General features: G+C 64.8%; 14 protein-coding genes. 1 reads left to right on the top strand and 13 read right to left on the bottom strand.

Annotated elements, in window-relative coordinates:
• Window positions 1-14 precede the first annotated feature (14 nt).
• The 11 genes from M3M54_RS14980 to M3M54_RS14930 form a co-directional block, all read right to left on the bottom strand.
• Window positions 15-1,109 (bottom strand): NAD(P)-dependent alcohol dehydrogenase, encoded by a 1,095-nt coding sequence (locus M3M54_RS14980; protein ID WP_249019830.1) that lies wholly within the window; start codon window positions 1,107-1,109, stop codon window positions 15-17.
• The gene (locus M3M54_RS14975) at window positions 1,106-2,557 is read right to left on the bottom strand and encodes an aldehyde dehydrogenase family protein (RefSeq protein WP_249019829.1); all 1,452 of its coding nucleotides are present in this window, start codon (window positions 2,555-2,557) and stop codon (window positions 1,106-1,108) included. Before M3M54_RS14975 ends, M3M54_RS14980 begins: the two co-directional genes overlap by 4 nt.
• A gap of 52 nt (window positions 2,558-2,609) precedes the next feature.
• Entirely contained in the window at window positions 2,610-4,082 is a 1,473-nt protein-coding gene (locus M3M54_RS14970) for an aldehyde dehydrogenase family protein (RefSeq protein ID WP_249019828.1), read from the bottom strand.
• Window positions 4,083-4,164: 82 nt separating this feature from the next.
• Window positions 4,165-5,250 (bottom strand): NAD(P)-dependent alcohol dehydrogenase, encoded by a 1,086-nt coding sequence (locus tag M3M54_RS14965; protein ID WP_249019827.1) that lies wholly within the window; start codon window positions 5,248-5,250, stop codon window positions 4,165-4,167.
• A gap of 17 nt (window positions 5,251-5,267) precedes the next feature.
• Window positions 5,268-8,012, bottom strand: coding sequence for a branched-chain amino acid ABC transporter ATP-binding protein/permease (locus M3M54_RS14960; RefSeq protein ID WP_249019826.1), 2,745 nt, complete (start codon window positions 8,010-8,012; stop codon window positions 5,268-5,270).
• A complete protein-coding gene (locus M3M54_RS14955; RefSeq protein WP_249019825.1) occupies window positions 7,978-8,853 on the bottom strand; it encodes a branched-chain amino acid ABC transporter permease in 876 nt (291 codons plus the stop codon). The genes M3M54_RS14960 and M3M54_RS14955 overlap by 35 nt, the downstream gene beginning before the upstream one ends.
• A gap of 28 nt (window positions 8,854-8,881) precedes the next feature.
• Window positions 8,882-10,111, bottom strand: a complete 1,230-nt coding sequence (locus M3M54_RS14950) for an ABC transporter substrate-binding protein (protein WP_249019824.1) — start codon at window positions 10,109-10,111, stop codon at window positions 8,882-8,884.
• A 646-nt stretch (window positions 10,112-10,757) separates the two neighbouring features.
• A complete protein-coding gene (locus tag M3M54_RS14945; protein WP_249019823.1) occupies window positions 10,758-11,231 on the bottom strand; it encodes a hypothetical protein in 474 nt (157 codons plus the stop codon).
• Between the two features lie 194 nt (window positions 11,232-11,425).
• The gene (mobF, locus tag M3M54_RS14940; protein WP_249019822.1) at window positions 11,426-13,987 is read right to left on the bottom strand and encodes a MobF family relaxase; all 2,562 of its coding nucleotides are present in this window, start codon (window positions 13,985-13,987) and stop codon (window positions 11,426-11,428) included.
• Between the two features lie 378 nt (window positions 13,988-14,365).
• Window positions 14,366-15,859 (bottom strand): type IV secretory system conjugative DNA transfer family protein, encoded by a 1,494-nt coding sequence (locus M3M54_RS14935; protein WP_249019821.1) that lies wholly within the window; start codon window positions 15,857-15,859, stop codon window positions 14,366-14,368.
• Window positions 15,856-16,338 carry a helix-turn-helix domain-containing protein gene (locus tag M3M54_RS14930; RefSeq protein ID WP_249019820.1) on the bottom strand — a complete coding sequence of 161 codons (483 nt, stop codon included), beginning with the start codon at window positions 16,336-16,338 and terminating at the stop codon, window positions 15,856-15,858. Before M3M54_RS14930 ends, M3M54_RS14935 begins: the two co-directional genes overlap by 4 nt.
• Before the next feature lie 153 nt (window positions 16,339-16,491).
• Between M3M54_RS14930 and M3M54_RS14925 the strand changes: the two genes are divergently transcribed.
• Entirely contained in the window at window positions 16,492-17,385 is an 894-nt protein-coding gene (locus M3M54_RS14925) for a helix-turn-helix transcriptional regulator (RefSeq protein WP_249019819.1), read from the top strand.
• Here the strand turns inward: M3M54_RS14925 and M3M54_RS14920 are convergent.
• Together M3M54_RS14920 and M3M54_RS14915 are read right to left on the bottom strand one after the other, a co-directional pair.
• On the bottom strand, window positions 17,382-17,981 hold the full coding sequence (locus M3M54_RS14920; protein WP_249019818.1) for a hypothetical protein: 600 nt from the start codon (window positions 17,979-17,981) through the stop codon (window positions 17,382-17,384). The two genes, M3M54_RS14925 and M3M54_RS14920, sit on opposite strands and share 4 nt — an antisense overlap.
• A 725-nt stretch (window positions 17,982-18,706) precedes the next feature.
• The gene (locus tag M3M54_RS14915; RefSeq protein ID WP_249019817.1) at window positions 18,707-19,600 is read right to left on the bottom strand and encodes a helix-turn-helix transcriptional regulator; all 894 of its coding nucleotides are present in this window, start codon (window positions 19,598-19,600) and stop codon (window positions 18,707-18,709) included.
• Window positions 19,601-19,633 lie beyond the last annotated feature (33 nt).

The raw sequence follows: 19,633 nt of genomic DNA, 5'->3' as shown, positions 1-19,633 counted from the left end.
CTCGCAGCCTGCTGCTAGTCGGACGCGAACGTGCTTGCGTCGATGACGAAGCGATAGCGAACGTCGCTTGCGACGAGCCGGTCGAACGCCTGGTCGATGTAGCCAGCTTCGATGATCTCGACCTCCGCACCGATGTGATGCTCGGCGCAGAAGTCGACCATCTCTTGGGTCTCGGGCATGCCACCGCTCATGGAGCCGGCTAGTGATCGGCGGTGTGTCAGCAGCGAATAGGGCTCGATGCTGAGTGGCTTTTCGGGCACACCGAGGTTGACGAAGACACCGTCCTGATCGAGCAGGTTCAGATGAGCATTCATGTCGTAGCTGGCCGGCACGGTGGAGACGATCAGGTCGAGCGAGCCGGCAAGCTCGCTGTACGTGCGCGCGTCGGACGTGATGCGAAAGTCGGCGGCGCCCATTCGGCGGGCGTCGTCGGCCTGCTCTTCGGTCTTGTTGATCACGGTGACGTGCGCGCCGAGTGCGTGAGCGATCTGCACGCCGATATGACCGAGCCCGCCGAACCCGATGATCCCGACGCGCTTGCCTGACGCCGCTCCCCAGTGCCGCAGCGGTTGATACATCGTGATTCCGGCGCACATAAGCGGTGCGGTCTGATGCAACGGCATCGCTGACGGGATCAGGACAGCGAAGCGCTCGTCGACGACGATGCGTTCGCTGTAGCCGCCGAGCGTCACTCCGCCGTCGCGCCCGATCCCGTTGTAGGTCAGGACCTTGCCGGTGCGACAGTAGGACTCCTGGCCGGCCTTGCACTCTTTGCATTCTCGGCAGGAGTCGACGAGGCAGCCAATGCCTGCCGCGTCGCCAACCGTGAACTTGGCCACGTCGCTCCCGATCGCTGAGATGGTCCCTGCGATCTCGTGGCCGGGGACGATCGGGTAGTGGGTGTGTCCGAATTCCGCGCGCGCGTGGTGCACGTCGGTGTGGCAGATCCCGACGTAGGCAATTTCGATGAGCACGTCGTGGGGGCCGAGTTCGCGCCGTTCTATCTCGATCGTCTCGAAGCTCGCCGTGGCGCTCGTCATTGCCCGGGCGTAGGCGGTAATCGCCTGCTTGCGGGCGATCGCGGCGGTGTCTGCGTGCGACGGGCTCATCCGATCACGGATTTGTATTCAAGGAACTCTTCGATTCCGTAGCGCCCCATCTCGCGCCCGATGCCAGACAGCTTGAAGCCGCCGTGCGGGGCCTTCATGTTGATTGGTGTGCCGTTGATGCGGATGCGCCCTGTACGCAGCCGGGCGGCAACGGCGCGCGCATGTTCCGGGTCGCCGCTCCAGACTGCGCCAGCGAGACCATAGGAAGAATCGTTTGCGATCCCAATCGCGTCGGCTTCGCTGTCGAAGGGAATGATGATGTTGACGGGTCCAAAGATCTCCTCCTGGGCGAGTCGGTCGTGGTTGTCGCCGGAGAAGACGGTCGCCTTGATGTAGTAGCCGCAGTCGAAGCCTTCGGGTTGTTCCGCTCCGCCGACCAGCATGCGCACGCCGTCGGTCTGAGCTGAGCGGATGTAGTCGCGGATCCGTTCGCGCTGGCGCTCGGTGATCACGGGCCCCAGCGTTGTGCTGGGGTCCAGCGGATCGCCCATCAGGAAGCTCTCGGCTTTCGCGACAGCGATCTGCTCAGCTTCGGCCAAGCGGCTTCTGGGAACGAGCGTGCGCGACAGACCACCGCAAACCTGACCTGCATTGCGGAAAGCGTCGTCCAAACCGACGTTGATTGCCTGCTCGAGGTCTGCGTCCTCGAGGATGACGTTGGCGGACTTTCCCCCGAGTTCGAGTGCCATTCGTTTGATCGAGCGGGAGCCGAGCTCCATCACGCGGCTTCCGGCCCGAACTGAGCCGGTCAGTGAGACGACGTCGATCAGCGGGTGGGAGGCGATCGCCTCGCCGACGACGGGACCCTCTCCGCTGACGAGGTTGAAGACGCCTGCGGGGATCCCCGCCTCGTTCACGAGGTTCGCGAAGACGTAGGCGCTGAGCGGGGCGATCTCGCTCGGCTTGACAACGACGGTGCATCCGGCAGCGAGCGCCGCTCCCGCCTTCAGGGCTACTGAGCGCAGCGGTCCGTTCCATGCTGCGATGGCACCGACGACGCCGGCAGGTTCACGACGGACCATGAAGTCCTCGACTAGTTCGACCCACGCGACATCGTTGATTGCGTCGGCGAAGTGTCTGAGGTCGCTGACGGCGACGTCAGTCTGGGATCCGACTGCGAACGTAATGGGCTGTCCAACCTCGCTGACGATCAGCTTCGTGAGTTCGTCGCCACGGACCTCGAGCAGATCTGCAAGCCGGTGAATCGCGGCGGCACGCTCGCCGTTCGGCGTCTGTGACCAGCCGTCGAATGCGGCGGCGGCCGCCTTGGCGGCGAGATCTACGTCCTCGGCGGTGCCGCGAGCCACCTCGCCGATCGTTTCCTCGGTTGCCGGGTTGATGACCGCGATCGTCTCGGTGGCGGATGACTTGCGCCATTCACCGCCAACGAAGATGTCTGTCGCGGTCGTGTACTGAGCCGTGCGCTGCTCTTCGGAAACCGTGGTCATTTGGGTCGTTCTCCTCGTTCTGAAAATGAATGGGCGTGGTTGCACTCGGGCGCTAACCAACAGCTTGATACTCGAGAAACTCTTCAATCCCGAAGCGGCCCCATTCCCGGCCGATGCCGGAGAGCTTGAAGCCCCCATGCGGCGCGCGGCGGTTCACCGCTGATCCGTTGATGCGCACGCGCCCCACACGCAGCTTGGAAGCGAGCAGTCTTGCGTGTTCGTCCTCTCCGCACCAGATTCCGGCGGCGAGACCGTAGGGCGAGTCGTTGGCAATACGGATAGCGTCCGCTTCGTCGGCGAAAGGGATGATCACAACGACGGGTCCGAAGATCTCTTCGCGGGCCACACGCATCGTGTTGTCTCCTGTGAAGACGGTCGGCTTCACGTAGAACCCGTAGTCGAGCCCGACAGGCGCCTCCGGTCCGCCGGTCAGGAGTGCTGCTCCTTCCGCGATGCCCGTGTTGATATAGCCACGGATGCGGTCGCGCTGGCCCTCCGTCGCCACGGGTCCGATCGTCGACGCCGGGTCGAACGGGTCGCCCACGACGAAACCCTGTGCCGTCGCTACAGCCAGCTCGGCCGCCTGCGCCAGCCGTCGCTCGGGGACCAGAACGCGGGTCAATCCACCGCAAGCTTGTCCGGCGTTCCGAAACGCATCGGCAATTCCGTCAGCGACCGCTCTGTCGAAGTCGGCGTCCTCAAAGATGATGTTCGCCGACTTCCCGCCAAGCTCGAGCCCCACTCGCTTGACTGATTGGGCTGCGAGCTCCATTACGCGCCGACCGGCCCTCACAGAACCGGTGAGAGAGACCATGTCGACGAGTGGGTGCGAGACCAGTGCCTCGCCGACCTCTGGCCCGGTGCCGCTGACGAGGTTCAGGACCCCGTCCGGCACTCCTGCCTCCTGTGCGATCTCGGCAAAGATGAATGAGCTCAAGGGCGCGATCTCACTGCCCTTCAAGACCACCGGGCATCCGGCGGATAGCGCCGCGCCGACCTTCATGCAGATCATCAGGAGCGGAACGTTCCAGGGGGTGATCGCACCGACTACCCCCACCGGGAGCCGCTGGACACTCGTCTTCGCGATCTGCTCGCTCCAGACGACCTCCTCGATACTCGAGGCGATGATGCGCAGGTTCTCCGCGGGCGAGGCTGTCTGTAGCGCCGCTGCCAGACGCTCGGGCTGGCCCATCTCACTGACGATCGTTCGCGTGATGTCACTTGCGCGCTCGTCGATCAGGTCGGCCATCCTGTTGAGGACCGCCGCGCGCTCGTCGTGCGACGATGCTCCCCAGCTCTCGAGCGCGCCTGCAGCCGCCGTCACGGCGGCTTCGACATCCTGAGACGTGCCCTTCGGGACGACCGCGAGCGTCTCTTCGGTCGCAGGGTTGATGACGGCGATGACCTCGTCGCTTGTTGACTGCTGCCAGCTGCCGTTGACGAAGATCTTGTCGCGCTCGATCACGGTGTGGAGTCCGTCGTCCACGCCGACGGCTGCGCCTGTCGCGTTTCCTGCCTGTTTCACTTTCTCACTCAAACCTGTTCGGATTTGCGAATTAGCGATCCTAAATCGGAACGAACCACGTTACTCCGCGTGAGCCACCTCGTCAAGCCACCAGCGACGACGCGCGTTTGCTTTCCTCTCCCAGCGTCCGGATCGTGGAGGTGTCGAGCACAAACCGAAAGCGTACGTCTCCCGCGCGCACGCGCCCGTAGGCTCTTTCAACCTCGTCGGCCGAGATCACCTCGACCTCGGCACCGATTTGGTGGGCGGCGCAGAAGTCGAGCATCTGCTGGGTCTCCTTGAGATTGCCGATCCGCGACCCTGCCAACGCGCGTTGATTGATGATCAATGAGAACGCGTCGATCGTCAGGGCCTTACTCGGGACGCCAATGACGACGAACTTGCCGTCTACGTCCAGCATCGCGAGATAGGTGTTGAGGTCGAGGTTCGCAGGGACCGTGCAGATCATGAGATCCAGAGAGCTGGCCAGCGCCTCGAGAGATGCCGAGTCCGTGGCTGTTATGTAAGCATCGGCGCCGAGCCGGAGAGCGTCGTCACGTTTTGCCGGGTCGAGGTCGAAGACGGTCGTTCGTGCTCCAAGCGCGCGCGCGATCTGGAGTGCGACGTGGCCGAGGCCGCCGAGGCCGAGTACGCCGACTCGGGTTCCGGGGCCTGCGCCCCAGCGAGTCAGCGGCGAGTAGACGGTGATGCCGGCGCACAGCAGTGGTGCGGCCGTCTCGAGCGAGAGGGTCTCAGGGATTCGTACGACGAAGTCCTCCGTCACAACGATCTGTTCGCTGTAGCCACCGTCTGTGGCGCGTCCGTCTCGATCACGCGAGCTGTAGGTCGACGTACGCTGTCCCTGACAGTGGTTCTCGTGCCCAGCCAGACAGTTGTGGCACTCGCCGCATGTGTCGACGAGACACCCAACACCCACGCGATCGCCGGGAGAGAATCGGGTGACGTCACTGCCGACCGCCGACACGACACCGGCAATCTCGTGGCCCGGCACCAGCGGGAAGATGGTCCGGCCCCATTCGTTGTCGACGTAGGAGACGTCGGAGTGGCATATGCCGCAATAGGCGATGTCAATCAGCACGTCGAGCCGTCCGACATCGCGTCGTTCGATTCGTGTGCGCCGGAAACCCTGCTTGGGTCCTTTCGTGACTAGTGCGTTCGTTTTGAACATGCCGGCTCCTCTTGTCGTTAGAGCCCGAAATACGCGCTCTCGAGTGCCTGAGCGTCGGCGAACTGTGACGGCGGGCCCGACGTCACCACGTGCCCATCGTCGAGCAGCGTGACGTGGTCGGCGATCGCGATCGCCTTGTCGGCGAGCTGCTCGACCAACAGGATGCTCAGCCCGTCGTCGGCGAGGCTCCGAAGCCGACCGAAGAGCTCGTCAACGATCGCGGGCGCGAGACCGGCGGATGGTTCGTCGAGAAGGAGGATACTTGGCCTAGAGGCGAGCGCCTGCGCGATGGCGAGCATCTGCTGCTGACCGCCGGACAGCCCATCGGCCCGCTCGCTGAGCCGGCCCAGAAGCGCCGGGAACCCGGCCAATACCTGTTGGCAGAGCGCTTCGCGGTCTCTCCGGTTCAGTTTCTGGGTGTAGGTACCAAGCATCACGTTCTGCCAGACGGTGCGCTGACGGAAGATCCGCTTGCCCTCTTGCACCAGAACGATGCCTGCTGCTGCTCGGCGGTACGGCGCAAGGCGGTGTACGGGCCGGCCACCCAGAGTGATCGACCCCGTCCATGTTGGCAGCAACCCAGCAAGCGCTGAGAGAAGCGTCGTCTTGCCGACCCCGTTTCGGCCCAAGATGACCTCGATGCTGCCGGGCGCGACCGACAGCGAGAGGCCGCGCAGGACGCGCAGGTCTCCGTAACCGGACTCCAACGACTCAACAACGAGCAGCGGCTCAGCCGATGTGGCCGTCGCGACGACAGACTGCTCGGTCCGCTCGTGCCGGTCAGCCGATCCCGACTTCCCATGAGCTTCGCCTAGGTAACTCTCGATCACTTGACGGTCCTCGGCGATCTCCTCAGCGGTCCCAGTCGCGATCAGGCGCCCAAGATGCAGGACGTTGATGGAATGCGAGATGCTGCGTATGAACCGGAAGTTATGCTCGATTACGATTACCGCCGCGCCCGCCTGAGCCATCATCCCGACGAGCGCCGCCAGTCGTGTCGCTTCTTCTTCGTTGAGTCCGGAGGCGGGCTCGTCCAGCAAGATCAGGCCCGGGCCGGCGCAGAGTGCACGCACCACCTCAACCAGCCGGCGTGTTCCCAACGGCAGACTTGCGGCCTCTTGCGCGGCGATACCCGCGAGACCGACGCGATCGAGCAGCGCCATCGCCTCGCGGCGGTCAGCGCGTTGCGCTCGCCAGTACCGTGGCACGCGGAAAATCGATGCTAGGAAGCCCAGGTGATCCTTCGCGTAACGACCTGAGGCCACAACGTCACGAACGGATACACCGCGGGGGATTGCCGGGGTCTGGAACGTCCGTCCGATCCCCAGGCGCGCGATCTGGTGGGGCTTCTTCCGCAAGAGGTCCTGTCCGTCAAGCGTAACCGACCCGGACTGAGGCTTCGCGTACCCGCAAATGACGTTGAGCAGTGTCGTCTTGCCGGAGCCGTTGGAGCCGATCAAAGCGGTAACGCGACCTGGCTCTGCGCTCAATGTAACGTCCTGCAGTGCTCGAACGCCTCCGAAAGACATGTTGATGCCGGTAACGTCCAGACGCTGCCCCATGAGCTTCACGAGCCCCGACCCCGTTCGGGACTCATGGGCCGGGCGATGGCCGTGATGCGTCAGCCGGTCAAAGCCGCTGTCAACGCCCGGGTTAGCGTCCAAGATGGTCTCTGAGGCTAGACTTGGATCGAGCCATAGCGCAACCTTGTGAAGCCCGACCTTGCCGAGGCTGGCAACACCTCCTCGCAGCAACACAGCCGCAAGGATCAGGAATCCCCCATACACGACCGGCGAGTAGTTGGAAAACACCGCCGACTTCTCCGGGCCTAGCTGGAGGACTGCCGCGCCGAACAACACCCCGTACACGCTCTCGGTGCCGCCGAAGAGGCTTGCGGCGACCGTCCCGATCCCAAGGTTGAAGCCGAAGTCCGTGGGCTCAAGCACCAGCGTGAGGAATCCGTAGAGGCAGCCGGCGACTCCGGCCGGCAGGGCGCCCAGCGTATACACGCTGGTCTTGAGTCGGAATGTCGAGAAGCCCAGTGACTGCGTCAGGACCGGTGATTCGCGCAGCACACGAAACACAACCCCGTAGCGGGATGTCACTAGGTTACGGTAACAAGCAAACCACAGTACCGTCACCACCGCCGTAACCTCGAACAACCCTGTCTCACCTAGAGGAATTCCGAACAGCGATGGATTCGGGATGTTCGTAAGCCCGTTGAGCCCGCCCGTGTCGCTCTGAAAGATGCTCGTCAGGTCCGGAATCGTGATCACTAAGAAGAACGACGCCATCGCTAGTGCCCAACCGCCGATCCGCATGGCCGGCACCGCGACGAACACTCCGGAGACCGTCGCAACGAGGGCACCAACGACCATGAGCACGATGACGTCCGTGGTAACCCCTTGAGTGGCGAGCACCATCGGGATGTAGGCACCAATGGCGAACATGAAGACCTGCCCGAGCTGCAATTCGCCGGCAAACCCGAAACTGAGGTTTACTCCGCTCACCACCAGCGCAAAGCACAGGATGAGTGGAATCTCAAGCATCCAGTAGTTGCTTCCCGACCAAAACGGGAAGAGAATCACGGCGAGCGCCAGAACCATCGGCAAGGCAAATGGCAACCTCTCGCCAAGGAGCCATCGCGCCCAGTAGCGGCGCCATGCTGCGGCCTCCGAGCGCTGCTCGGGACCTTGATTCACGCTTTTGGCCTTGTCCGCGCTCCGCTTAGACAATCCGGGCATGAGCACCGCCCTTTCCAAGCCCCTGCGGCCGTAGCCCCAAGGTGACGAGCAGCAGCACCAGCACGGCAAGGTCGCTGTAGTTGGCTCCTAGGTAAGTGGATGCGAACGTCGCGACTATGCCAACCACGAAGCCGCCGGCGAGTCCGCCAGCGAAGCTGCCCTGCCCTCCAAATGCCGCGGCCACGAACCCGTAGAGCGCCAATGTGGCACCGAGTGATGCATCCGCATAGGTAGTCGGGCCGATGATAAAACCCGCGAGACCGCCGAATGCTCCGGCTGCGGAGAAAGCCGCGATTGAAAGCGTGCTGACGTTGACGCCTCGGAGCATCGCGGGGTCGCGGTCTTCGGCGACGGCCAGGCAAGCCTGGCCGCGCCGAGTGAAGCGAAAGAGCGCTTCGAACCCAAGTGCAGCAGCAATCGCAGACCCGACCGTGATGATCTGGATCGGCGTTGTTACGGCACCGAGTAAGTGAAGAAAGCCGCTCGGTCCGTGAAACGGCACGAGTAACGGAACGTATCCCCAATTTGCGCCCACCAGCCCGATGATCGCGGTCGACGCGCCCACAGTCGTGACCATGGCGTTGTCGACCGAACCACGGGCCCATCTGAGGGGTCGGACAGTCAATACCTCGCACAGAAGCCCCGCTCCCGCGCCTATCAACGTCGTCAGGGCAAGTGTCCAGCCAGTGGCGACGCCCGAAACCGACAGGAACTGATAGGTGAAGAAGGTACCCGCCACCACGATTGCCCCTTGAGCGAAGTTGAAGACGCCCGTCGGGACCATTGCGATGGTGAACCCAGTTGCCACAAGTGCGTAGACCGAACCTAGCACTAGCCCGGTCCAAATGATGTTGGCCATGAGACCCCTCAGACTCCCTGTCTGTACCCTAGGACTTGCGCGGATACAGCCTGCTGTTCTTCAGATTGCCAAGCGGCACGATGTCGTAGAAGCCGGCATCTTGGCAGGTGTCCTCATGGTTGCTGCGCGTCCAGCAGGCCGTCGGGCTGCTCACAAGACCCTTCGTTATCTTCAGCGTCGATGTCGCCTTGATGAGCGCGCTCGCGGAGAGCGATTTCGCTTTGGCGGCGGCGTCGGCGAGCATCACGATGGCCTGCCAACCGTCGCCAGCGATCGTGCACTCGATGTCTCCAGCGGGTGCGCTCGGTGCGTTCGCCTTCATCAAGTTCCAGTTGATTCCCTTGGCCTTGATGTTCTCGCAGTACTGCTCAGTCTCCCAGACTTTTGCCAGGCTCGTGCCCTTGGGCACGAGCGAGGCCAGGTTGACGGTCGAGCCGGCGACATCGAAATGGACGGGCACTGACCAGCCGAGAGCCGCCCTCGCGGCGAGAACGTAGCCGCCCGCCGGGCCGAGCGTCATTGCGAAGACCGCCTTCACGTTGTCGTTCTTCAACGTCTGCATCTCAGGCGTCAGGCTGACCGCCGTCGGCGGGAACGTCACGACCGTGTACTTGATGCCAGCCCTTCTCAGGTCGGGAAGCATATATGTCGCCTCAGATTGATCGTAAGTCCCCTGTTCCTGGATGATTCCGATCTTCTTGAAGCCATCCTTTTTGAGGGCAGCCGTGTCGGCGGCTTCGCCCGCTGAAAGGTCGCCGGCTTGAAGGAAGATGTTCGGGCAGTTGGACCCCTTCTGGCACTGGCCGTTGCCATCGTTTACAGCAGTCGTGTAGACGTGGTACTTCTTTACGATCGGGATGATCGCAGCACTCGTGGTACCTTCTTGGCCGGCCCAGACCATCGTATACTTGCTCGCGCCGCCTCCGCTCAGGTACTGAGAGGCGTCACTGGCGGCAGTGGCTGGGTCGCTGTTGTCGTTGACGATGTCGATCTTGATCTTGTGGCCGAGAATGCCTCCGCGCTTGTTGTAGTAGTTGGCGGCCGCCTGCATGCCCAGCGTCTCCTGCGTTCCGAAGATCGCAGTCGCGCCGCTGGTGCCGGTGATATCAAGAATCTGGATTGGCCCTGACGCGGCCCGGCCCTGATGCGCAGTCGCTGATGTGGCGGCAACCCCTGCAATGGCGGCAACTCCAGCAATGGCTGCGGTGCCTCCGGCCGCGTAAGCTGCGGCTCGAATCCTGAGACGTGTGATCCTCATTAAAGTGTTCTCCTCACCGTCTTGTTGTTTGCACGCTGTCGGTCGCACATGACGGAACCGACAGTCGTCTGAAGTGACCTAACCGATGGAGGCGCCTAGAGCGCCCCCTGCACCAAAAACATGCGGCCGGTCACGTAGCAAGTGAAATGTGCGTGCGACCCGCCAGCGCGAGCGGCACAAGCGGAATCAATTGCTTTTCCGTTGCCCTTCCTCCCTCTTTATATCCGCAATTGCGAACGCATAATCGGATGAGCGAACGATACATACCCGCGCGCCCGCTGTCAAGAATGCCCCTACGGCCTCGGGACTTGACTAGCGTCTAGCCGCCGCCCTTCTGAGCCCTGCGGCTGGCCATACGTGGTGGAGCTGCGTGACTACTGCTGGCGGAGGATCTGACCTGGGCTTTGCAGGTCTTGTGCGTGGCGACGATTGTGCGCCCCAGCTTGGCGGGCATGTTGCCGCTTGAGGGGTTGGTCTTTGGCTGGTCCCATCGGATGCGCAGCCAGTCGATCCCGGCAGACCTGGCAAAGGCTCCCACGACCTTCAGGGCCGCTGCCGCATGTCCGCGATGGTCGTCTTGGATGACGGCGGTGGATGGGCGCTGGAGGGGGCCGTTCCACTTCGGGACCCCTTCCGGCGTCCACACTCAGGCGCTGTTCGCCCCGGCGTTCCCTGGTCTGCAGCTGTCCGCCACCAGCACCTCCCCGTCCCTTTCCAGGTACGCCAGCAGCAGATGATGGCCGCAACCGCCCTTGAGCCTACCGTGGGCCTGCTCCTGCTCCGAGTGCACGCTGGTCAGCGAGCCGTCAACATCAATGACCGTCCGGTCCAGACGGTTATGCCGTGTGGACACCGCGCGCTCCGGTCTTGCCCCGCTCCTCCACGCCTCCGCCCGTCCTGCCGCGGCCGTCTCACGCAGACGGCCAAGCGTGTGCTCGTCGGCCGAGTCAGTCACCCGAGACGCGTTCGCGTCAGAGCCGAGGTTCCCGAACAGGTCAGGCCGCTCACGCTGGACGCGAAGATCGGTCAAGCTGTCACCGCCATCGGCTGGCAACACCGCCAGATCGCGCAAAGCGACCCCCTGGTCACGTGCCGTGGCGTGCTGGCGTGTCGAGACCATCGGCAGAGACAGCGCCCGTGTAGCCCAACCCGGTCGGCGACCCCAGCCAGCAGCGTGGTGTCCACATGCCCGGCCAGAGCGCTGCCGTCCGCACGAACATCCACCTTTACCAACAGCCCTTCATGCTGCACCACATGCGTGAGCCCCTGAGGCGCCAGCATGCGTGCAGCAACCCGTATTTTCGCTGTTCATACTCACGTTTTATAAGGGTTCAGGCGCCGGTCGTGCCGCGCGGCGAGTGGCATTGCGATCGATGGCACCTCGGGCTCGCTGCGTCCGACCCGTTCGGCGAGCCGTTCCAGGGGTTGCAGCTCGCTGTCTTGGAGGATTTCGTGGTTGACGTGGATGTCGGTTTGTTGCCGGGCGCGGGTGAGCGCGACATATGTTCCTTCGGCGGTGGTGTGCTCGGCGACGATGAGGTGGGTGGTGTCGGTGGTGAGGCCTTGTGCGGGGACGGGGTGCTGTACGTAAGCGAGGCGCAGGTCGGCTTGCTGGGCTTGCGCGCGGGTCATTTGGATGATCTGCCCGTCGGTGAGTTTGATCGTCAGCCCGGCCGCGGGTTTGATCGCGGTGATGGTGGCGGTGGTGCCGTTTCTGATCGGGCTGTCGGGGAGGGTGATGGTGTGACGGATTTGGATTTCATCCCCGGCCCGCAGCCGGTATGGCCGCCCCGGGATTTTCAGGGTGTTGTGACCGAGCTGCCGGTCACGGACCCGCAACGCCTGCGCGTGCGCGTTCAGCTCATCGAGGTGCTCGTTTGAGGTTTGGGTGATCACCAACGTGCGCTTGCCGGCGCTGCGGTCTTGGTGTGCTGCCTCAAGTGCTGCGTGTTCGGCGCTGGTTTGGTCGGCTGAGATGTGCAGGCGTCCACGTGAGCTGTAGCCTGCGAGTGCCTGGTGGTGCTTGCCGTCCCGGAACAGTGCTTGGTCGCGCTGGTCATCGGGATCGTGGGCGCGGAGGTTGATGCTCAGCTCCACGCGCGAGTGCTGGGTCTGGGCGAGGTGTTCGAGGCGTGACCACAGGCCGGCGGCCCCAACGGGTTTTGATTGCTGTGGGTCACCAACGATGATCAGCCGGGCGTAGCGCTGCTCGATGGTGTCGAGGAGTTGTTGTTGCTCGCGCGTGGAGGCGAGCGCCGCCTCATCATGAATCACCGTCGTCTGCGCGTCGACCTGGACCTGGCTGGTGTCGATCGCGTGCTTGAGCGCGATGGTGGAGTAGGCGGGGGCGCTGACCCCGACCTCCGCAAGATCGCGCGCGAGGCGTTCGGCCGCGGCGGCGGCGGTGCTTGTGACGATCACCTGCCGCCCATCGGCGTGGTGGGCGAGCGCAACAGCCTGCAGCAGGGTGCTTTTGCCGGTGCCGGCCTGGCCTTGGATGATCACGACCTGCCGGTCCCCGCACGCAAGCTCAAGGGCCTGCTGTTGCTCGTTGGAGAGCCGGGCGCCGTGTTTTGCCAGCCGCCGGTTGATCGTTGCGGCCGCCTGCTCCACAAGTCCTCCTGGGATGGTGTGGGAGCGTTCTCGCACGAGGTCTTTGAAGATCCCGACGGTCAGGTTCTCAAGCGCCCGGTGCCAGGCGGTGGTGCTGCTCCCATCCGCCAGCCTGAGGACCGCCCGTTCCTCGCGTGCCTGTGAGAGCACCGCGAGCGCCTGGTTGATCGGGGTTCCGGCGGCCTGCTCGAGCGTGACCGCCCTGGCGTCCCGGTCGGTGAACGTCGCATCAAACTCCGTAAGCCCAGCCAACAGCTCCCGCAACCCCGGGGGCTCAAGACCGGGTCTGTGCATGTCACGCAGCGCCTCCACGCGCTCCGTACTGAACCCCGCGCTTGACGCGGCCTTCTGCCACTGGTGGTCAAGCTCAGCATTGGTGGCGGGCTGTTTGCACTGACGCGTGGTGAGCGCGGCACGCCGCTCCCCGGCAGCACTGATCCGCTTATCACCGGTCCGCTCAAGCGTTTGGCGGATCTGGTCCTGCACCTGGTGATGGCGTGTTGACCAGGTGTCGATCAAATCCTGTGGCACACCCTGGATCTCAAAATACCGTGCGTCACGCCCGGTGCCACGCGTGATCTCAAACCCCAGTGCGCTCAGCTCGTGGGCGAGCTCGGTGCGGTAGGCGGCCCCGAGCTCACGGCGATGCACAAACCAGGAGCGCGAATCGATCGCAACCACCTTCCCATCCCCACGCACAGCGGCGTGCAACAACACATGGGAGTGCAGCTGCGGGTCCGGGACGCGCTCACCCACGGCTCGGGCGGTCGTGTGCCGCCAACTGGTCGCAACAACCCCCGTGGCCTTGGTGTGCACAACCGTGTCGCGGTCTGGGCGGTGACGAACCATCGCCACCTGTCCGACCGCGTAGCCGATCGCCCGGTCGATCGCCAGCTCGTGTACCGCCTCAATGCTGGCACGGAGCTCGTTGTCGGCCAAAGCCCAGATCGCGCTCACAGACTTAGGTGCTGAGAACGTCGCATCGATCGCCGCCACAGCCTCACCACTCGAGCCGGTGCGCCGCAACTGCTGTCCGGTCACGGGATGACGGACAGCCATCAGCTCCCGCAGCACGTCCCCACCAACCGGTTGCTGCGGATCACAACCGACCTGCTCGGCACCGGTGATCCAGCGGCCTGGTGCCTCGACCCGCTCCCCGTTCTTGAGGTAGTAGTCCCCAAGCACCGTCGGGGTGGTCTTGCCCTCCAAATACTGCGCGTACCCGGCAGCCATGCGGCCGGTGACCTTCGCGACCGTCAACATCCCGCCGCCCCCGGATCCGGGGTGGCCCGCCAGGCAGGGCTGGCGCCCGCTGACCCAACCGTCGTGCACACGACCTGACCCCCAGCCCCACTTGCCGGCGTTGCAGACCAGCTGCCGGCGGGAACCGGTCCGCAGCCGGTCGTAGCCGCAAAGAAGATCGCCGCGGCCCACCCACGCGGACACCGTCGCGGTGCGCTGCCTGCCCGGGCCTGCATGCCTGCCAGGGCTGGATGTCTCTTGAGCCGTTCGGGCTCTCTGTCCGAGGGGGCCACACTGTACGCACAGGGTGTGCTTGCCCCTAGACGTCCCAAGTCGTCCCGACGTATGCGGGGGATGAGTTTCCGCATGGAAGGGGTGGAGTGGTGGTGGGCTGCTGGGTTAGCGGCCGGCGGGGGTGAGCGTCAACAGCTGCCAGGAGACGCCGTCGAGGTGCAGCGCTTTGCCGGCAGGGATGTTTGCGATCTCACCGGCAGACAGCACCCGGGTGCGCTGGGTTGAGATCGTCTCAGCACGCTGCAACCACGCTTTCTCCGGTACCCGCATCCGGGTTTCTGAGACGACCTGGCGGTCATATTCACCCAACGTGACCGAGATCGTCTCAAGCGTCCGCTGATCAGCAACCCCGGGGAGGATCAGCTTGTCCCCGAACAGGGTCAAGAACCCGTCGGTGACGGTCCCCCACCGTCCACGCGCCTGGCTTAGGTCTTGTAGGACGGCGAGCAGGAGGAGGCCTTGGCTTCCGCCTTCTGAGGCGATCTGCGGTAGCTCAGGGATCGGGGCGATGTTCGCAACCTCATCCAGGGCGAACAGCACAGGCCGGTCAAGCACCCCGGCGCTATGTGCCTGATATGTCCCGCGACGGATCTCCGCCAAAAGACCGCACACCAGGGGGGCGGCGAGGTGCTGATGCTCAGCGGGGGCGTTGATGTAGATCGTGTCGTTGGATCTCACAAACCGTCCGGCATAAAAGTTCGGTTGCTCGGTCGCCTCAAGGGCTGCCTGGGAGCTGTAGGCGTCAAGCGCCCCCGCCGCGGTTGAGAAGATCGCAGAACGCTCCCTGTCCTCCACCGCAGCGATCCCGTCAAGCGCCTGTGAGGCAAGCGGGGTGCTCCCGTGAGCCGCAAGCAGTCCGGCCGGCAGATCAAGCTCATGACCTGACACCCAGCCAACCAGCGTGCTCATCGACTCCCCGCCGGTGGCGGCGGCATGCAACAGCCCGGCCAGCAGAGCCTGGGAGCGTCTTGCCCAATGATCACCATCCGTGACGCCGGCACCCACGGTGGCGGCCTGGACCATCGCGCGGGCCATCAACAATGCCCCATCCCAATCAAGCGAACAGGTGAGCGGTGACCAGCGCAACCGTTCAGCACCCGCCACCAGTGGGGCCTGGCCGGTCGGGTCAAACTGCCACACCGTCCCTGAGGCCTCTCGCCTATTCCTGGTTGCAGCAAGCACATCCGGTTTGGTGGAGGTCACAACCACCGGCCCACGATGAGCAGACACCGTCGGGATGATCACCCCGCTCGTCTTCCCGGAGCGTGGCGGGCCGATCACAAGCACCGCCCGCTGCGCCCTGGACCAACAGCCTGTCCCGCGCTCGTCGCGTCCAAGCCACACCCCCGCCTGCTTCCCGTCCGCACCCGCCGGCGGGACGGTAGCCGCTGCCGGGACCGGCTTGTTTTTGCCGGCGTACGGGTCACGGCTGTCGATCCAGCTCACAAACCGCCATGTAACCCCGCCGACGATCACCAACCCGACGATGTCTGGGATATGGCCATAGACCCATGCGAGCACCACAACCCCCACCAGCACCATCGTGACCCGGCCTGGTTGCGGCAGCTTCGGTTTCTGATGTGACGGCCCCCAGCTCACCACCCACCATCCTCAAGCAACCGCTCCAAGGCCGGGCGCAAAAAACGGTAGGCGCGCCCCAAACGACTGGCCGGCAACCGGCCCTGCCGCGCAAGGTAATACACCGTTGAGACCGGCAACGCCAACAGCTCAGCAACCTCCGTGGCGGTCATCACCTGATCCCGCGTCAACCCCACCCCACCGACCGGCACAGGCCGTCCCGGCACCGTCGCAGGTGCATGCCCTGCCGCCAGGCTGGCGGTCTGTCCGGCGATGAGCCCTCCGGCCTGCCCGGCCACGCGCGTGGGCGCGGGCGCCTGTGCTGGCGCCAGCGCCGATGTCCGTCCTGCCGTGCGTGCCGGCGCCCGTCTTGGCGCCAGCCCGGATGTCCGTCCTGCCGTCGGCGCCGGCCGTGCCGGCGTGTGTGCTGCTGTCTGTCCTGCAGCCCGGCTCGCGCTGACGCGGGCGGGGCGTCTGATGTGTGTTTGAGAAACGCTCATGCCAGCAACGATCCATGATCTGCTGGGACGTCTCTACCACGACTTGGGACGACTTCAAAGACGTCCTGGGACGAGTTGGGACGACTCGGGACGAGTTGGGACGACTTACACTCAAAGCGCCCACCATCACCCGAGATTCTAAAAACACGCGCAATGGCAAACAAGCAGCTCCGTGACGCGATCCAAAACACCGGGATCGACATCCAGGAGCTCGCCGACCAAGTGCGTGTCGACCCGAAAACGATCGAGCGATGGGTCGCAGGCCGCACCCCCTACCCCCGGTATCGGAGCCGGCTGGCCAAGGCGCTCGGCACCACCCAACAGCAACTATGGCCACACCTCACCCCCGAAACAGAACCCGGTGTGCCTGGCACCCGCCAACAACAGGCGGGCCGCACAAACGACAACAACATGGGGGGCGGCAGCGCCGGCGAGGATGACGACGCCGACCATGACGACGACGCCGACTACGAGGACGACGAATACGACACCAATTACGGTGAGGATGAGCAGCTCGTCCCGGTCTACCCGACGGTGGGCGACCTGGCTGTCCCGGGCTGGCGGCAGCTGGTCAAAGAAGCGAGCGTGCAGATCGATCTGCTTGATCTCACGCTCCACCACGTTCTCACCGAACCACAGGACGTTGAGCTGCTGGCCGGCAAAGCCCAAGAGGGTGTCCTGGTTCGGGTGCTGGTCTCTCACCCCGAGTCGGCGCACCTGACGATCACAGAAGCTGAAGCAGAGGGCACGCATAAGCTCGCAGCCCGCTCCACCCTCGCAGACCAAGCCGTCCAAACACTCCAGCTGCTCAACACGGAAGCAGCCCGTGGGATCGAGGTTCGGGTGTTCGTGGCGGCCGGCTACCACAGCATCATCCGTGCCGACAACCAGCAGCTCATATCCCCACACCTCTACGCCACCCCCGCTGACCAGAGCCCGGTGATCTGGCTGCGCGCCGACCGCCAGCCGGTGCTGTTCAAACAGTTCGAAGACCACTACCAGCACATCTGGCAGCACGCCCAACCCGTCCAGCCCACCTCGAGCTAGAGGATCACGGACTGAAGACGAACCATGCTCGCCAACCCAAGGCCCTGGACGAGCTCCTTGACCGCAGCACCGGTGCTCTGCCTCTCAACATGAACGATCGCCTCAACGAACCGTGGATCGGAGCCGTAGCTCATAAGCACGCGGCGCAACAGCGCAAGGTCCGGGATGCCTAGAAGCAGGTGCACCGCCACCCACCCGCGGTCGGTCGCGACCAGCACATCCGGCCCCTGCACCATCCCCGGCCTGGCTGCAAGCTCCCTGCGCGAGCTGACCGAAACAACCGGTTCACCAAGCCGGCCGATACGCGCCATGAGCCACAGCCACACCACCGCAAGCTCTCCACGCAACCCCACCAGGTCAACGACCGGTACCGGCAGACTCGACCCGACCTCGGCGAGCCCCTCACTGGTCACGCGGTAGAACGGCTGACCGGCCGGCAGCAACCTGGCCCGCAACAACAACCCCCAGTCAACAAGACCATCAAGCACCGGTTCAGCCGTGTCCTGATCGCAGCCGAGCAGCACCCCCACCTGATCGGCCACAAACACCGACCAGGCCGATGCAAGATCCAGAACCTGCCGGTCATGCTCACCCAACACCCGACCATCATCCTCCCACAGGACCGCTCCAGGCCGCCAGCCCGGTTATGGGAGTGCAAGAGCGACCGCAACCCCGCTGGAACCCTCCGCGGGTGTCGGGCACGCAGGAGCCGACCGGATCGTCCACGACACGACACCAGCATCGTCAACAGGCTGCTCCGCGCCACCGATCACCACGCGTCTGGCCCCGACGAGCAGCACCGCGACAACCCGACCGCGGCCGACCAGCGAACCCGACGACCAGCCAACCAGACGACGACCACCCACTCGCGAGTCCCGCATCTCTCGGTGGCCACGGCGCAGGGACGCCGATTCAGACGGACGGCCTGATCTCGGACGGAGCGGCCACAAGGAGACCCAAGCAGCCAGCGCTACCGAACGACGAGAACCGTCGTGCTCACGGGCGTGGACGGCAACATCGGCAGCCGCGGGGAGCAGCCACGCGAAGCTGCCGTCCACGGTCACCCAGTCCGTTCCATCACCGAAGACATCACCAGACCCCGAGACCCACGTCATGTGCCTTCCGTAGCTGATCGCTTCGTCGCCAAAGCTGAAGCGGTGCCGAACGGGTCCTGATCGTGAAAGCGCTCGTCTTGGATTCCGCGCGGAGCAGGGCGGTTGTGATTCGCGGCGAGGGCCTCGTCGCTTCACGAATGCAGGGCGCTTGTGCGTGAGGTCAGGCGTTGCCGTTCTCGGGGCGCGGTTGCGGGTCTGCTGCGCGGTTACCCGCGCCCGGCGCCGTCGGTGGCCGGATGCTCGCCGGGCAGCTGGTCCGGGGTTGCGGCCCAGCTGGCGAGGAGATTGAGGGCCTCTTCGGAGCGGGTGCCGGGCTCGGCGGTGAAGACCGCGAGGCGGAGGTCGGTGTCCGCGGCGAGTTCCATGACCTCGTAGCTGAGCTCGAGCTCCCCAACCACGGGGTGATGCAGGCGTTTGGTGCCGGTCTGGTGGTAGCGGACGTTGTGCGCGGCCCACCAGACGCGGAACGCGTCGCTGCGGGTCGATAGCTCGCCGACCAGGTCTGACAGCGCGCGGTCGTACGGGTTGCGGCCAGCCATCTGGCGCAGGGCGGCGACGAGGTCCTTCGCGGCCTTCTCCCATTCGATGAAGAATTCCTGGGCGGCGGGGTCGAGGAAGGTGAAGCGGGCGCTGTTGGGCGGTCGTTCGCGGCTGTCGAACAAGGGGGCGTAGAGGGCGCGGCCGAGCACGTTGGCGGCGAGGTAGTCACAGCGCATATTGCTCACGGTCGCGGGCGCGTCGATGCTCTCGAGGATCCGGTGCACGGCGGGCCGGATCGGCTGCGAAGCCGATCCTGTCCGTCGGCGCTGTGGGGTGATCGCGCTGGCCGCGCGCGCAAGGTCGAAGAGGTGCGCGCGTTCGGCATCGTCGAGGCGCAGCGCGTCGGCTATCGCGGCGAGCACCTGATCGGAGGCGCCGGTGGCATTCCCGCGCTCCAGGCGTTTGTAGTACTCGACGCTCACGCCCGCGAGGGAGGCGACCTCTTCGCGGCGCAGGCCGGGCACGCGTCGCTGCCCGTAGCTCGGTAGGCCGGCCTGCTCGGGCGTGACCTTCGCTCGCCGGGAGGTCAGGAACTGCGACAGCTCGCTTGCTGGCTCCATTGACCGGACTCTACGCCCGCGCGAGCCGGCGTA

Origin of the sequence: Conexibacter sp. S30A1 (assembly GCF_023330665.1) — a bacterium.
GTDB lineage: Bacteria > Actinomycetota > Thermoleophilia > Solirubrobacterales > Solirubrobacteraceae > Palsa-465.
The sequence above is the reverse complement of the archived record's forward strand: the minus strand, read 5'-3'. Positions and strand labels throughout refer to the sequence as shown.

What these genes read in the sequence shown, in the direction of transcription:
- M3M54_RS14950 (WP_249019824.1), bottom strand. Translation starts at nt 10,111, where the DNA reads ATGAGGATCACACGTCTCAGGATTCGAGCCGCAGCTTACGCGGCCGGA.
- M3M54_RS14955 (WP_249019825.1), bottom strand. Translation starts at nt 8,853, where the DNA reads ATGGCCAACATCATTTGGACCGGGCTAGTGCTAGGTTCGGTCTACGCA.
- M3M54_RS14925 (WP_249019819.1), top strand. Translation starts at nt 16,492, where the DNA reads ATGGCAAACAAGCAGCTCCGTGACGCGATCCAAAACACCGGGATCGAC.
- M3M54_RS14965 (WP_249019827.1), bottom strand. Translation starts at nt 5,250, where the DNA reads ATGTTCAAAACGAACGCACTAGTCACGAAAGGACCCAAGCAGGGTTTC.
- M3M54_RS14975 (WP_249019829.1), bottom strand. Translation starts at nt 2,557, where the DNA reads ATGACCACGGTTTCCGAAGAGCAGCGCACGGCTCAGTACACGACCGCG.
- M3M54_RS14930 (WP_249019820.1), bottom strand. Translation starts at nt 16,338, where the DNA reads ATGAGCGTTTCTCAAACACACATCAGACGCCCCGCCCGCGTCAGCGCG.
- M3M54_RS14915 (WP_249019817.1), bottom strand. Translation starts at nt 19,600, where the DNA reads ATGGAGCCAGCAAGCGAGCTGTCGCAGTTCCTGACCTCCCGGCGAGCG.
- mobF (WP_249019822.1), bottom strand. Translation starts at nt 13,987, where the DNA reads ATGTTGACGGTCGCGAAGGTCACCGGCCGCATGGCTGCCGGGTACGCG.
- M3M54_RS14980 (WP_249019830.1), bottom strand. Translation starts at nt 1,109, where the DNA reads ATGAGCCCGTCGCACGCAGACACCGCCGCGATCGCCCGCAAGCAGGCG.
- M3M54_RS14945 (WP_249019823.1), bottom strand. Translation starts at nt 11,231, where the DNA reads ATGGTCTCGACACGCCAGCACGCCACGGCACGTGACCAGGGGGTCGCT.